Source organism: Afipia massiliensis (assembly GCF_001006325.2).
Classification (GTDB): Bacteria; Pseudomonadota; Alphaproteobacteria; order Rhizobiales; family Xanthobacteraceae; genus Afipia; species Afipia massiliensis_A.
In genome coordinates, this window is record NZ_LBIA02000001.1 from 944,153 (window position 1) to 957,735 (window position 13,583).

General features: G+C 62.1%; 11 protein-coding genes. 4 read left to right on the plus strand and 7 right to left on the minus strand.

What is annotated here, in order from left to right; translation table 11 throughout:
* Positions 1 to 8 precede the first annotated feature (8 nt).
* Entirely contained in the window at positions 9 to 806 is a 798-nt protein-coding gene (locus YH63_RS04435) for a tetratricopeptide repeat protein (RefSeq protein WP_046828654.1), read from the minus strand.
* A 217-nt stretch (positions 807 to 1,023) separates the two neighbouring features.
* Here YH63_RS04435 and YH63_RS04440 point away from each other — a divergent pair, with 217 nt between their 5' ends.
* Positions 1,024 to 2,406 (plus strand): leucyl aminopeptidase family protein, encoded by a 1,383-nt coding sequence (locus YH63_RS04440; protein WP_046828653.1) that lies wholly within the window; start codon positions 1,024 to 1,026, stop codon positions 2,404 to 2,406.
* On the plus strand, positions 2,399 to 3,256 hold the full coding sequence (locus tag YH63_RS04445; RefSeq protein WP_046828652.1) for a C40 family peptidase: 858 nt from the start codon (positions 2,399 to 2,401) through the stop codon (positions 3,254 to 3,256). Before YH63_RS04440 ends, YH63_RS04445 begins: the two co-directional genes overlap by 8 nt.
* Before the next feature lie 6 nt (positions 3,257 to 3,262).
* Here YH63_RS04445 and YH63_RS04450 read toward each other — a convergent pair whose 3' ends face one another.
* From YH63_RS04450 to YH63_RS04475, 6 genes are all read right to left on the minus strand, one after another.
* Complete coding sequence (locus YH63_RS04450) at positions 3,263 to 4,900, minus strand: ABC transporter ATP-binding protein (protein WP_170978733.1); 1,638 nt, start codon at positions 4,898 to 4,900, stop codon at positions 3,263 to 3,265.
* 11 nt (positions 4,901 to 4,911) lie between these two features.
* A complete protein-coding gene (locus tag YH63_RS04455; RefSeq protein WP_046828650.1) occupies positions 4,912 to 6,090 on the minus strand; it encodes an ABC transporter permease in 1,179 nt (392 codons plus the stop codon).
* Positions 6,087 to 7,196, minus strand: a complete 1,110-nt coding sequence (locus YH63_RS04460) for a microcin C ABC transporter permease YejB (RefSeq protein WP_046828649.1) — start codon at positions 7,194 to 7,196, stop codon at positions 6,087 to 6,089. Before YH63_RS04460 ends, YH63_RS04455 begins: the two co-directional genes overlap by 4 nt.
* A 3-nt stretch (positions 7,197 to 7,199) precedes the next feature.
* Positions 7,200 to 9,125, minus strand: a complete 1,926-nt coding sequence (locus YH63_RS04465) for an extracellular solute-binding protein (RefSeq protein ID WP_046828648.1) — start codon at positions 9,123 to 9,125, stop codon at positions 7,200 to 7,202.
* Complete coding sequence (locus tag YH63_RS04470) at positions 9,122 to 11,011, minus strand: extracellular solute-binding protein (RefSeq protein ID WP_046828647.1); 1,890 nt, start codon at positions 11,009 to 11,011, stop codon at positions 9,122 to 9,124. The genes YH63_RS04465 and YH63_RS04470 overlap by 4 nt, the downstream gene beginning before the upstream one ends.
* Positions 11,012 to 11,214: 203 nt before the next feature.
* Positions 11,215 to 11,763, minus strand: a complete 549-nt coding sequence (locus tag YH63_RS04475; protein ID WP_046828646.1) for a c-type cytochrome — start codon at positions 11,761 to 11,763, stop codon at positions 11,215 to 11,217.
* A 207-nt stretch (positions 11,764 to 11,970) separates the two neighbouring features.
* Between YH63_RS04475 and YH63_RS04480 the strand changes: the two genes are divergently transcribed.
* Positions 11,971 to 12,717, plus strand: a complete 747-nt coding sequence (locus YH63_RS04480; protein WP_046828645.1) for a 3-deoxy-manno-octulosonate cytidylyltransferase — start codon at positions 11,971 to 11,973, stop codon at positions 12,715 to 12,717.
* Positions 12,714 to 13,577, plus strand: coding sequence for a prephenate dehydratase (locus YH63_RS04485; protein ID WP_046828644.1), 864 nt, complete (start codon positions 12,714 to 12,716; stop codon positions 13,575 to 13,577). Before YH63_RS04480 ends, YH63_RS04485 begins: the two co-directional genes overlap by 4 nt.
* The last annotated feature ends 6 nt before the right edge of the window (positions 13,578 to 13,583 follow it).

Genomic DNA, 13,583 nt, shown 5'->3' on the forward strand with positions numbered 1-13,583 from the left:
GATAGGTGCTATGACCTGCCGGACTCCACCGCAGCCGTCTTTTGCGACCGGCCGTCGCGGCTGAGCATCTGCCGCAGATAAGCGACGTTCGCTTCCGCTTCGTCGGCTGGCAGATCGGCCTTCACGATGGTCTCGGCTTCCGCGAAACGTCCTTGCAGGCCGACGACCAGACCAAGGTTCTGACGAACGCGGCTATCGGCTGACCCGCGATTGTAGGCTCTGCGCAGCACGGACTCGGCCTTCGGCAGATCCTTGGACAAAACATAGGACATGCCGAGGTTCGACAGAACCGATGGCTCTTCCGGGGCAATCTTCAGGGCGCTCGCATAGTAGCGGCGGGCCTCGTCATGCTTGCCCATCTGATCGAGCGTGGTGCCCTGCACCGACAGGATGCGCCAGTCGGGATTTGCCGGCGTATGGGCGCGCGTCAGAGTGTCGAACGCCAGCTGAAAGCTTCCGTTGTCTGCCAGCGCGCGGCCATAGGCGGCCAGCAGCACCTTGTTGCCGGGATTGGCGATGGTCGCCTGTTCCAGCACCGCAGCGGCCTGCTGGCGTTGGCCGTTCTGGCGCAGTGATTGGCCATACTGAAGCGCGGCTGCCGCATCGCGCGGATTGGCGCGGTAACGTTCGCCTAAGGCCTCGATCTCATTGCGTGACACGCCGCCGGGCGCAGCTTCCGCACGCGCATTCAGCGATCCGGTGACATCGGGTGAACGCGCGGTCTGGCACCCGGCGAGACCCACGGCGAGGATGGCTGCGGCAGCGGCAGAGCCAAGATATCGGGCGAAATGAGATGGATGACGCATGACGCATGGACTCGCGGTCGAGGGTGGCGAAGCCGGATGCTGCAGCAATAGACTGTTAACCCTAATGTCCGGTTAACCCACGGGCCTGCCCCGATCAGGACGGTCGCCGCCTCTCGCCAAAAGAGCATGCAAAACACTGTCTTGAGCCTGCCGCGCGCGTGCGCCGCGCTGCTATAGTAACGTCTATCGCCTCGCCCCGCCGCCATCTGGGAAGCCCATGCACCCTGCTTTCAAAAATTCCACTGACGCCCGTCCCGTCCCCATTACCTTCGCCTCGAAATCGACCTGGGACGCCGTCAGCGCCACGCTTCCGGCGACCGCCCGGCGGTTCGCCGCAGCCAACACTTTCACGGCAAAGCCCGGCCAGTATCTCGCATTGCCGGCGGACGACGGATCGCTCGCCCATGTCCTGTTCGGCATCGAGGATTCGTCCAGCGAGTGGCGCGACCCGTTCCGGCCAGGGCAATTGCCCGGCCTGCTGCCGGCGGGCACTTACAGCTTCGCCAACGCCCCGCACGACACGCGGCTCGCGGCACTGGCCTTCGCGCTCGGCAGCTACCGGTTCAATCGCTATCGCAAGAACGATGTTCCCGGCGCGCGGCTGGTCCCGCCCGGCGATGTCGACATGACCGAGATCACGCGGATGGCGGAAGCGGCAGCGCTGGCGCGCGATCTGATCAACACGCCCGCCAACGACATGGGCCCGGATGAACTCGCGCAGGCCGCACAGGCGCTCGCCGGAAAATTCGGCGCGACCTACACCTGCATCGTCGGCGACGACCTGCTGAAGCAGAACTTTCCGCTGATCCATGCCGTCGGCATGGCCTCGACCCGCGCACCGCGCCTGATCGACATCACGTGGGGCGACGTATCGCATCCAAAAGTGACATTGGTGGGCAAAGGCGTTTGCTTCGACACCGGCGGCCTCGATTTGAAGCCTTCCAGCGGCATGCTGATCATGAAGAAGGACATGGGCGGCGCAGCCAATGTGCTCGCGCTCGCGCAGATGATCATGGATGCGAAGCTCAAGGTTCGCCTGCGGGTCCTGATTCCCGCTGTCGAAAATTCAGTCGCAGGGAATGCATTTCGACCGCTCGATATCTTTCCGTCGCGCAAGGGCGTCAATGTCGAGATCGGCAACACCGACGCTGAAGGGCGCCTCGTGCTGGCCGATGCGCTGGCATTGGCCGACGAGGAGAAACCCGACCTGCTGATCGACCTCGGCACATTGACAGGCGCGGCGCGCGTCGCGCTGGGGCCGGACCTGCCGCCGTTCTACACCAACGATGAGACTCTTGCGGCGGACGTCGCACGCCATGCCCGCACCGAGAACGATCCGCTCTGGCGCATGCCGCTGTGGATGCCTTACGATTCCTGGCTGGATTCCAAAACCGCGAACCTCAACAATGCACCCGGCGGGGCGTTCGCCGGATCGATCACCTGCGCGCTGTTCCTGAAGCGCTTCGTCGACAGCGCCAAGAGCTGGCTTCATGTTGATATTTACGGCTGGACGCCGTCAGCAAAGCCCGCCCGTCCCGAGGGCGGCGAATGCCAGGCCGCGCGTGCGATCTACAAGCTTCTGAGCGAGCGCTATGGCTGAATCAAAACTTGATCCAAGGCTCACTCCGGCGCGGCCCGATCTCGCCGCGAAACATCTCGAAGGCAAAGTGACGGCCGCGCGATTCGTCGAAGGCATCGAGTTTGAGGTGTTCGATCCCGTCGTGCCAGTCCGGCGCGAACCGTCGCACGATGCGGCGCTCGATACTGAGGCGCTGAAGGGCGAGCGCGTCATGGTCTATGATCGCGATGCGGAAGGATGGGCCTGGGGGCAACTCAAAGCCGACGGCTATGTCGGCTGGATTCCCGATATCGCGCTAGTGCAGCCGCGTACGACGCCAACGCATAAAGTCACGGCGCTGCGCACGTTCGCCTTTCCGGGCCCGTCGATCAAACTCCCGCCGGTCGAGAGCCTGCCGCTCGGCGCGCGCATTGAAGTCGTCAAGATCGATGGCACCTTCGCCATCACCAGCCAGCGGCACTACCTGCCTGTGCACCATGTCGCTCCACTCGACACTACCGAGGCGGACTTTGTCGCCGTCGCCGAGCGCTTCGCCGGAACGCCGTATCTCTGGGGTGGCCGAACGAGCCTTGGCATCGACTGTTCAGGCCTTGTGCAAACGTCGCTTCGTTCGGCCGGCATCACTTCGCCGCGCGACAGCGACATGCAGGAAGCAGCATTGGGAACGGTACTGCCGCCGTCGCAATGGCACGACCTCAAACGCGGCGACCTGATTTTCTGGAAGGGGCACGTGGCCATCGTGCGCGACAGCACCACCATCGTCCACGCCAACGCGCATCACATGGCCACCGCTATCGAGCCGACGCAGGCCGCCATCACGCGCATCAAGGCCGCCGGCAGCGAGGTGACCAGCATCAGACGGCTGAGCTAGAAGAATTTACAAATCCGGTACAATGTTCGGCGCAGCTTCGATGTTGAAGGCCGCAGCGAACAGCGCGCGCGTGTAGTCGGTCTGCGGATTCTTGAACAGGTCCGCCGCAGCGCCCTGCTCGACCACCTTGCCGTGGCGCATCACAATCAGGTTGCTCGCAAGCGACGCCACCACCCGCAGGTCATGCGAAATGAACATGTAGGTCAGGTCGCGCTTGCGCTGCAGGTCGCGCAGCAGATCGACCATCTGGGCCTGAAACAGCATGTCGAGCGCGCTGGTCGGCTCGTCCAGCACCACGAAATTCGGCTCGAGCACCACCGCGCGCGCAATGCTGATGCGCTGGCGCTGGCCGCCGGAGAATTCGTGCGGATAGCGGAAGCGCGTCGCCGGGTCGAGCCCGACTTCCTTCAGCGCCTTGATCACCCGCGCCTCGCGCTCGTCCTCTTTCAGAGACGGCTGATGCACACCAAGTCCCTCGGCAATAATATCGCCGACCGACATGCGCGGGCTGAGCGCGCCAAACGGATCCTGAAACACGATCTGCATGTCGCGGCGGACCGGGCGCATTTCCTTGAACTTCAGCCCCTGAATGTCCTTGCCGAGAAACACGATCGGCCCGTTTGACGAAATCAGGCGCAGGAGGGCGAGGCCAAGCGTGGTCTTGCCCGAACCGGACTCGCCGACGACGCCGAGGGTTTCGCCCTGGCGCACCGACACGCTGACGCCGTCGACCGCCTTGATGTGCCCGACCGTCTTGCGCAGCAATCCGCGCTTGATCGGAAACCAGACCTTCAGATCCTCGGACGACATCACGACCGGGGACTCCGGCCGTGGCGGCGCGGGATCCGGCTTCGGCTCCGCTGCCAGCAATGCCTTGGTGTAGGGATGCTGAGCCGCCGTGAACACCTGCTCCACCGGCCCCTGCTCGACGATCTTGCCGTTGTTCATCACGCAGACCGTATCGGCAATGCGCCGCACGATCCCGAGATCATGGGTGATGAACAACATGCTCATGCCGAGCCGCGCGCGAATGTCCGCGAGCAGTTTCAGAATTTGCGCCTGCACGGTGACGTCGAGCGCCGTGGTCGGCTCGTCGGCGATCAGCAGATCCGGCTCATTCGCCAGCGCCATGGCTATCATTACGCGCTGCCGCTGACCACCGGAGAGCTGATGCGGATAGCTGGCGAGACGTGTTTCGGGCTCGGGAATACCGACCTGCGTCAGCAGTTCCAGCGTTCGCGCCCGCGCCATCGCACCGCGCACGCCGCTGTGCAGATAGATCACCTCGCCGATCTGCGCCTCGATGGTGTGCAGCGGATTGAGCGACGTCATCGGCTCCTGAAAGATGATCGAGATGTCGTTGCCGCGAATGCCACGAATCTCGTTCTCGCTGAGGCCGAGCAGTTCCTGTCCCTTGAAGCGAATGCTGCCGGTCGGATGGTGCGCCGTCGGATACGGCAACAGCTTCAGCACCGACAGTGCGCTGACGGATTTTCCTGAACCGGATTCGCCGACCAGCGCGACGCATTGTCCGCGATCGATCGAGAACGAGATTTTGTCGACCGCAATGCTCTCGGTCCCGCTCTGGCGGAAAGCCACCGACAGATCGCGGACATCAAGCAGAGGCTGGTTGATTGTGTCCAACATACTAGCCCTCACCTGAACGTCTTGCGCGGATCGAAGGCGTCGCGCACACCTTCGCCGATAAAGATCAGGAGCGACAGCATGATCGCGACCGAAAAGAACCCGGTGAATCCGAGCCATGGCGCCTGCACGTTCGCCTTGCCCTGCGACAGCAGTTCGCCCAGCGACGGCGAACCGGGCGGCAGACCGAAGCCGAGGAAATCCAGCGCCGTCAGCGTCATCACGGACGACGACACGATGAACGGCAGGAAGGTCATGGTCGCCACCATGGCGTTCGGCAGCAGGTGCCGGAACATGATGGTGCGGTTCGAGACACCGAGCGCGCGCGCGGCCTGAATATACTCGAAGTTGCGCCCGCGCAGAAATTCCGCGCGCACAAGGCCGACCAGCGACACCCATGAGAACAGCAGCAGGATCCCGAGCAGCACAAAGAATCCGGGCACCAGCACCGACGACAGGATCAGCAACAGATACAGCGATGGAATCGCGGTCCATACCTCGATGAAACGCTGAAACAGCAGATCGACCCAGCCGCCGAAATAGCCCTGGATGCCTCCGGCTGCGATACCGATCACCGATGAGATGATCGTCAGCGTCAGACCGAACAGCACCGAAATGCGGAAGCCGTAAATCAGGCGCGCGACCACGTCACGGCCCTGATCGTCGGTGCCGAGCCAGTTGTATTCGAGATCGCGGCAGCCTCGCACGCCCTTCTTCTCCACCACGGCCTTGCATTGCTCTTCAGTCAGCATCCACGTCGGTTTCGACGGCGCGGGAGTCGGCAGATCGAGATTGTGCGTGCCGTAGGAGTAACGGATCAGCGGCCAGAGAATCGTGCCGTTCTTTTCCTTGATCAGCTTCTGCAAGTACGGATCGCGGTAATCCGCGGCGGTCTCGAAGTCGCCGCCGAAGGCCGTTTCTGGATAGGAGACGAAAGCGGGAAAAAACAGCTTGCCGTCGAACTTGATCAGAAACGGGCGATCGTTGGCGATCAGCTCCGCGAACAGCGAAATCAGAAACAGCAGCGAGAAAATCCAGAACGACCAGTAGCCGCGCCGGTTGGATTTGAAATTGCGCCAGCGCCGCTGGTTGAGCGGCGATATGCCGAGCGGATGCCGCGAGGGCGGTACGGCTTCGCCCATCGGCGACAATGCCGTGGTCTCGACCGGCGGTGCGGGAGCGACGGTCATACCTCGCGCGCCTCGAAGTCGATCCGCGGATCGATCCACATATAGGCGAGATCCGAGATCAGATTGACCACCAGACCGACCAGCGAAAAGATGAACAGCGTGCCGAACACCACCGGATAATCGCGATTGAGCACACTCTCGAAACCGAGCAGGCCCAGGCCATCAAGCGAAAAGATGGTCTCGATCAGAAGCGATCCCGAGAAGAACGCATGGATGAAGGCGCTCGGGAAGCCGGCGATCACGATCAGCATGGCGTTGCGAAAAATATGCCCGTACAGCACCTGGCGCTCGCTGCAGCCCTTGGCGCGCGCGGTCATGACGTACTGCTTGCGGATCTCGTCGAGGAATGAGTTCTTGGTCAGCAGCGTCATCGTGGCAAACGCGCCGAGCGCCATCGAGATCAGCGGCAACGTGAGGTGCCAGAAGTAATCGGTGATCTTCTGGTACCACGGCATTTGCGACCAGCCGTCCGAGGTCAGTCCGCGCAAGGGGAAGATGTCGAAGAACGAGCCTCCCGCGAACAGGATGATCAGCAGGATCGCGAACAGGAAGCCCGGGATCGCGAAGCCGATGATGATGATGCCCGATGTCCAGGTATCGAATTTCGAGCCGTCCTGGATCGCCTTGCGAATGCCGAGCGGGATCGAAATCAGATAGGTCAGCAGCGTCATCCAGATGCCGAGCGACATCGAGACCGGCAGCTTCTCCTTAATCAGTTGAATCACGCTGACGTCGCGGAAATAGCTTTTGCCGAAATCGAAGCGGGCGAAATTCCACAGCATCAGCGCGAAACGCTCGGGCGCGGGCTTGTCGAAGCCAAACTGCTTTTCGAGGCTCTTGACGAACTCCGGATCGAGCCCCTGCGCGCCCCGGTATTTCGAACTAACGGCGTCGGACCCCGCGCCAGCCTGCGGACGCGACGCGAAGTCACCGCTGGACGATCCCGAAATGCGCGAGCTTGCGCCGGTATCTGAGCCGGACAATTGCGCGATCACCCGCTCCACCGGGCCGCCCGGCGCGAACTGCACCACGACGAACGACACGAACAGGATGCCCAGCAATGTGGGGATCATCAGCAGGATGCGGCGGGCGATATACGCGCTCATGGACTATTTCGCCTGCTCGGGCTTGGTCTGTTGGGGCTTGGCTTGTTCAGGCTTGGTCTGTTCAGGTTTTTTGGCTTTCGCCTCATCGAACCACCACAGGTCCGGCGTGCCGACGCCGTTGGCATAACGCGGAATGTTCGGAGGATGGGCGAAGACGTCCCAATAGGCAATGCGATGGCTGGCCGAATACCATTGCGGCACCCAGTATCGCCCCGCGCGGAACACGCGGTCGAACGCCCGGCAGGCGATGCGCAGCTCGTCGCGGTTGTCGGCGGCGACGATGCGCTCGATCAGCGCGTCGATGGCGGGATTCTTGATGCCGGACAGATTCTGCGATCCCTTGATGTCCGCGACCTGCGACGAGAAGAACGTCCGCATCGCATCGCCCGGCGTGGATGACATGCTGAAGCGCTGGATCGCGACGTCGAAATCGAAATCGTCCACGCGGGAGCGAAACTGCACCGGATCGACCAGCCGCACGCTGGCGTCGATGCCGAGCACGCCCAGATTTTTGATGTAAGGCGCGTGATGAGCCTGAAATGCGGGTTCTTCGAGCAGAAATTCGACGCGGAACGCATCGCCGGTCGGCAGCCGTCGCTTGCCATCCTTGATGGGGTATCCCGCGTCCTGCAACAGTTGCGACGCCTTACGCAGCAGTGAGCGGTCCTGCCCCGATCCGTCGGACACCGGCGGCACGAACGGCGCGCCGAACACCTCGTCAGGCACCTGCCCGCGAAACGGCTCCAGCAGCTTGAGTTCTTCCGGCGAAGGCGGTCCTTCCGCCATCAGGTCGGAGTTCTGGAACGGCGACTGGGTGCGCGCATAGGCGCTGTACATGATGGTCTTGTTGGTCCATTCGAAATCGAACGCCTGGATCATGGCCTCACGTACGCGCGGGTCTTTGAACTGCGCGCGCCGCGTATTCAGGAACCAACCCTGTGCTCCCGACGGCGTGTCGTCGGGTAGCTTCTCCTGCTTGACGCGGCCGTCCTTGATGGCGGGGAAATCGTAACGTGTGTTCCAGATCCGCGCGGTGAACTCCTCGCGGTAGAGATAGTTCCGGCCGGTGAAACCTTCGAACGCAACGTCGCGGTCGCGATAGAACTCGTAACGCACGGCGTCGAAATTGAACGCCCCGCGCGACACCGGCAGATCCTTCGCCCACCAGTCCTTGACGCGGTCGTATTCGATATACCGCCCCACCTCGAATCGGCCGACCTTGTAAGGTCCTGAGCCAAGCGGAATATCGAGGGTGGATTCCTCGAAAGGCTTCTTGTCGTAATAAGCCTTCGAGAAAATCGGCAGTCCGGCGGTATACAACGGCACGTCGCGGCCGCGCTGCGCCGCGAAGGTCACCGTCAGCGTGGCGTCATCGTTGGCTTCCACCTTCGTCATGTCGCGCAACTGCTGCTGGATGATGGGATGCCCCTTCTCCTTCAGGATCGTCAGGGAGAACGCAACATCCTTCGCCGTGATTTTCGTGCCGTCATGGAAGCGTGCTTCCGGCCGCAGCGTAAACCGGTAGGTGAGCTTGTCAGGTGAAATCCGCACCGAACGGGCGACGAGACCGTACATCGCATCAGGCTCATCGCCTGAGCGCACCATCAGCGATGCGAACGTCTGCCCCATGCCGGCCGCGCCGTCGCCCCTGAGGATGAAGCTATTCAGCGAATTGAACGTGTGGAACGACTGGTTATAGGCGCGCGATGATGGGACGGTCGAAAACACGCCGCCCTTGGGCGCACCGACATTAACGTAGTCGAAGTTCTTAAAATCCGCCGGGTACTTCAGGTCGCCGAACGCCGACATGCCGTGGGTTTCAGGAGCGGTCTCGACAGCGGATTGAGCCGCTGCCGCGAGCGGTGTCCATGCTGCGGCCACAGCGCTGCCGCCGAGAACGAGAACACGCCGCCGCGAAAGGCCGGTCAAGAACGCCTGCCGATCTTGTCGGCTTTGTCCTTGTCGAACCACCACAGCGACGGCAGACCGGACCGGCCGTATTTCGGCAGCGGCGCGTGGCTGAAGCGATCCCAGCGCGCGTACCGCATGAACCCGTAAGTGAACTGCGGCACCACGTAATAGTGCCAGAGCAGCACGCGATCGAGCGCCTTGGTCGCAGCGACCAGCGTTTCGCGATCCGCGGCATAGATGATCTTGTCGATCAGCTTGTCGATCACCGGGTTCTTGATGCCGACGGTGTTGCGCGAGCCCGGCGCATCGGCAGCCGGCGTCCCCCAGAAATCGCGCTGCTCGTTGCCGGGCGACAGCGACTGCCCCCAGACATCCGAAATAATGTCGTAGTCGAAATTGCGCACCCGGTTCTGGTATTGCGCATCGTCGACGGTGCGGACGGTGACGGTGATCCCGAGTCGCTCCAGCGACGGCTTGTAGAACAGCACGATGCGCTCGAAGGACGGATTGTCGAGCAGGAATTCCACCGCGACCGGCGCGCCGTCCTTTTTAACCAGCTTGCCGTCGCGCACCTCATAGCCTGCTTCTCTCAAAAGCCGCGTCGCGTTGCGAAGATTGTCGCGCACCTTCTCCGGCTCACCGCCGACGGGATTCTCGTAGGGCTTGGCGATCACCTCCGGCGGAATCTCGCCGTAGACCTCCTTGAGAATCTCGAATTCCTTCTGCACCGGAACGCCTGAACTGGCCAGTTCGGTACCTTCGAAGTAGCTGTTGATGCGCTTGTACTTGCCATAGAACAGCTGCTTGTTCATCTCCTCGAAATCGAATGCATAGTTGAAGGCGCGGCGCACCCGCTTGTCGGCGAACAGTTCGCGGCGAATGTTGAAGGCAAAGCCCTGCATGCGCCCGGAGTCGTTGATCGGAAACTCTTCGAGCACCACGCGCTTTTCCTTCACCGCCGGAAAATCATAGGCGGTGGCCCAACTCTTGGCCGAGGATTCGACAGTCCAGTCCGCCTGATCGGCCTTGAAGGCTTCGAGCGACACGGTCGCATCGCGGAAAAACTCGTAACGCATTTCATCGAAGTTCTGCTGGCCGACGCGCACCGGGGTGTTGACGCCCCAGTAGGTCTTCACCCGCTCCATGGTCACGGAGCGGCCGGCGACAAAATCCTTGATCGTGTATGGTCCCGAGCCAAGCGGCTTCTCGAGCGTGGTTGCGCCGACGTCGCGCTTGCGGCCCTGGCTGTCGGTGCCCTCCCACCAGTGCTTCGGCAGAACCACCAGTTCGCCGACGATGCTCGGCAGTTCACGATTGCCCGGTGCATCGAACGTGAACTTGATCTCGTGCGAACCGACCTTCTCTGCCTTGATGACGTGCTTGTAGTACGCCGAGTAGAAGGGGCTGTGCTTCTTCAGCGCTTCCAGCGAGAACAGCACATCCTCCGGAGTGACCGGCTTGCCGTCATGCCAGCGCGCTTCCTTGCGCAGGCGATACGTTACCCAGGAATGATCGTCGGGATGCATCGCAGCCTCGGCCAGCAATCCATACTTGGTGCTGGCTTCGTCTAGCGACTGCGTGGTCAGCGATTCGTACATCGACATCACCGCCGGCGCGATCGAGCCTTTGACGCCCGCCACCACGAAGTTGAAATTGTCGAAGGTGCCGATTGAAATCTGCCGCGCGATGCCGCCCTTTGGCGCATCCGGATTGACGTAGTCGAAACGCTTGAAGTCGGCGGGGTACTTGATGTCGCCGAACAGCGACAGGGCATGTTTCCATTCCGGCGCGGCTTGCGTTTGGGCCTGAGCAGGAGCGACAGCATCCAGCCCCGCCGCCTTCAGCATCGGGACCGCTGCAACAAAAGCACTGCTCTGGAGGAGGCCGCGTCGGGAAATGCTCAAATTGAATGTTCCTGTTGCTGGTCGAAAAGGGCTGCCCTGGCAACGTCTTGGCCGATTATGTCGGTTTTTGGATGTGATGCCAGCCCGTTGCGGCGCGTTCTTTGCGGCGAAATGTCCGGCTCGAAAACAGCAGCAATTGCAACGCAAAACGGCCAGGCGAACCTGGCCGTTTTCGGATTAAATTTCGGTCACGCGCCGAAAGCTCACTTGCTCGCGGTCGGCAGCGGCACAGGAGTATCGGCCAGCGTGCGCAGGTAGGCGATCAGGTCCGCCCGCTCGCTGTCCTTGCTGATGCCGGCGAAGCCCATCGCGGTGCCGGGGACGTAGCCCTTCGGGCTGGCGATGAACTTGTTGAGGGCGTCGTAGGTCCACTTGCCGCCCTTGCTCTTCATGGCAGCGGAGAAGTTGAACCCGCCACGACCGTGGCCGATCTCGTCGTCAATGAGGCCATAGAGGTTCGGGCCGACCTTGTTCGCGCCGTTCTTTTCAAAGGTGTGGCAGGCCGCGCACTTCTTTGCGGCCGCTGTGCCCTTCTCGACCGAGGCCGTCTGAAGCAGCTTTTCGATCGGCTCGCTCGGCGCTGCCGCGGCAGCCGCACCGGCGCCTTCAGCCTCCTTCACCGCGATTTCAAAACCGGGCTTTTCCGGCTTCTTCGGCGAGAAAATCGCATTGGCAGCCATGTTGGTCGCCAGCAGAACGAGGCAGGTGCCAAGCACTGCGCCCATGATCTTGTTGAGTTCGAAGGAGTCCATTTGCGATCAGGCCCTAGCCGGAAAGTCGATACGTTGGCCGCATGAAACGGCCATGAATTGCTACCGGGAACAGGCGTGCAGCGCAATACAGGTAGCGGGATCGAGATAACGGTTTGCCTGCCTTCTGGCAACCCGTATAAACGCGCGACCCCTTGAAAACGCCCGTCATTTCCTCACCAATTTGGTCGTCCGAGCCCCACGCCCCCAATGAGAGAAACCCGCGCTTTGGTGCTGATTCCCGCCCGCATGGCCGCAACCCGGCTGCCGGGAAAGCCGCTGCTCGACATCGGCGGCCTGCCGATGATCGTCCACGTCCTGCGCCGGGCGGAAGTTGCGCGAATCGGACGGGTGATCGTCGCAACCGACGCGCCGGAAATCGCGCAAGCGGTGAAAAAATCTGGCGGCGAAGCCGTCATGACCCGCGCGGATCATCCCTCGGGGTCAGACCGGATCTTCGAGGCGCTCCAGACCATCGATGGCGCGGGACAGATCGACACCGTCATTAATGTTCAGGGCGATCTGCCGACCATCGCGCCCGAGGATATTCGCGCGGTGCTGGCACCGCTTGCCGACCCCAGCGTCGATATCGCCACGCTGGCCGCTGTGATCCGAAAGGACGAGGAACACACCAATCCGAACGTGGTGAAAGTCGTCGGATCGCCGGTCAACGCAACCCGGCTGCGGGCGCTGTATTTTACGCGGGCGACCGCGCCTCATGGCGAAGGTCCGCGCTATCACCACATCGGGCTCTACGCCTATCGCAGGCAGGCCCTGGCGCGGTTTGTCGCCCTGCCGCCCTCACCGCTCGAGACCCGCGAAAAGCTCGAACAGTTGCGGGCGCTCGAAGCCGGCATGCGGATCGACGTCACGGTGGTTGACACGGTGCCGCTGGGCGTCGATACGCCTCACGATCTCGAGACCGCACGGCAAATGCTGGCAGGCAAGGCATCATGACCAAATCGATGAAAATCGCCTTTCAGGGCGAACCCGGCGCCAATTCGCACATCGCGATTCAGGAAGCCTTCCCGGACGCCACGCCGCTGCCCTGCGCGACCTTCGAGGACGCGCTGGCGGCAATTTCGTCGGGCGAAGCCAGCCTCGGCATGATTCCGATCGAGAATTCGGTGGCCGGCCGAGTCGCCGACATTCACCACCTGCTGCCGCAGTCGGGGCTTTTTATTGTCGGCGAATGGTTTCTGCCGATCCGTCATCAGTTGATGGCGCCGCGCGGCACCAAGATCTCGGACATCAAGTCCGTCGAGAGCCATGTGCATGCCATCGGGCAATGCCGCCGCATCATCCGCAAGCTCGGCATCAAGCCGATCGTTTCAGGCGACACCGCAGGCGCGGCGCGCATCGTCGCCGAACACGGCGACAAGAGCCGTGCAGCGATCGCCTCGCGTCTCGCCGCCGACATCTACGGCCTCGATATCCTCGCCGAAGACATCGAGGACGAAGATCACAACACTACGCGTTTCGTGATCCTGGCGCGCGAGCAACTCTGGGCCGAACAAGGCTCCGGTCCCTTGGTCACGACATTCGTGTTCCGCGTGCGCAACCTTCCCGCCGCGCTGTACAAGGCGATGGGCGGCTTCGCCACCAACGGCGTCAACATGACCAAGCTGGAAAGCTACATGGTGGAAGGCAATTTCTTCGCCACGCAGTTCTATGCCGATGTCGACGGCCATCCCGACGACAAGAACCTCGCCTATGCGCTGGAAGAACTGAAATTCTTCTCAAAGGAACTGCGGATCGTCGGCGTTTATCCGGCCCATCCGTTCCGCGTCGCGTTCACGGAAAAGGGTGCGGAATAAGGCTAA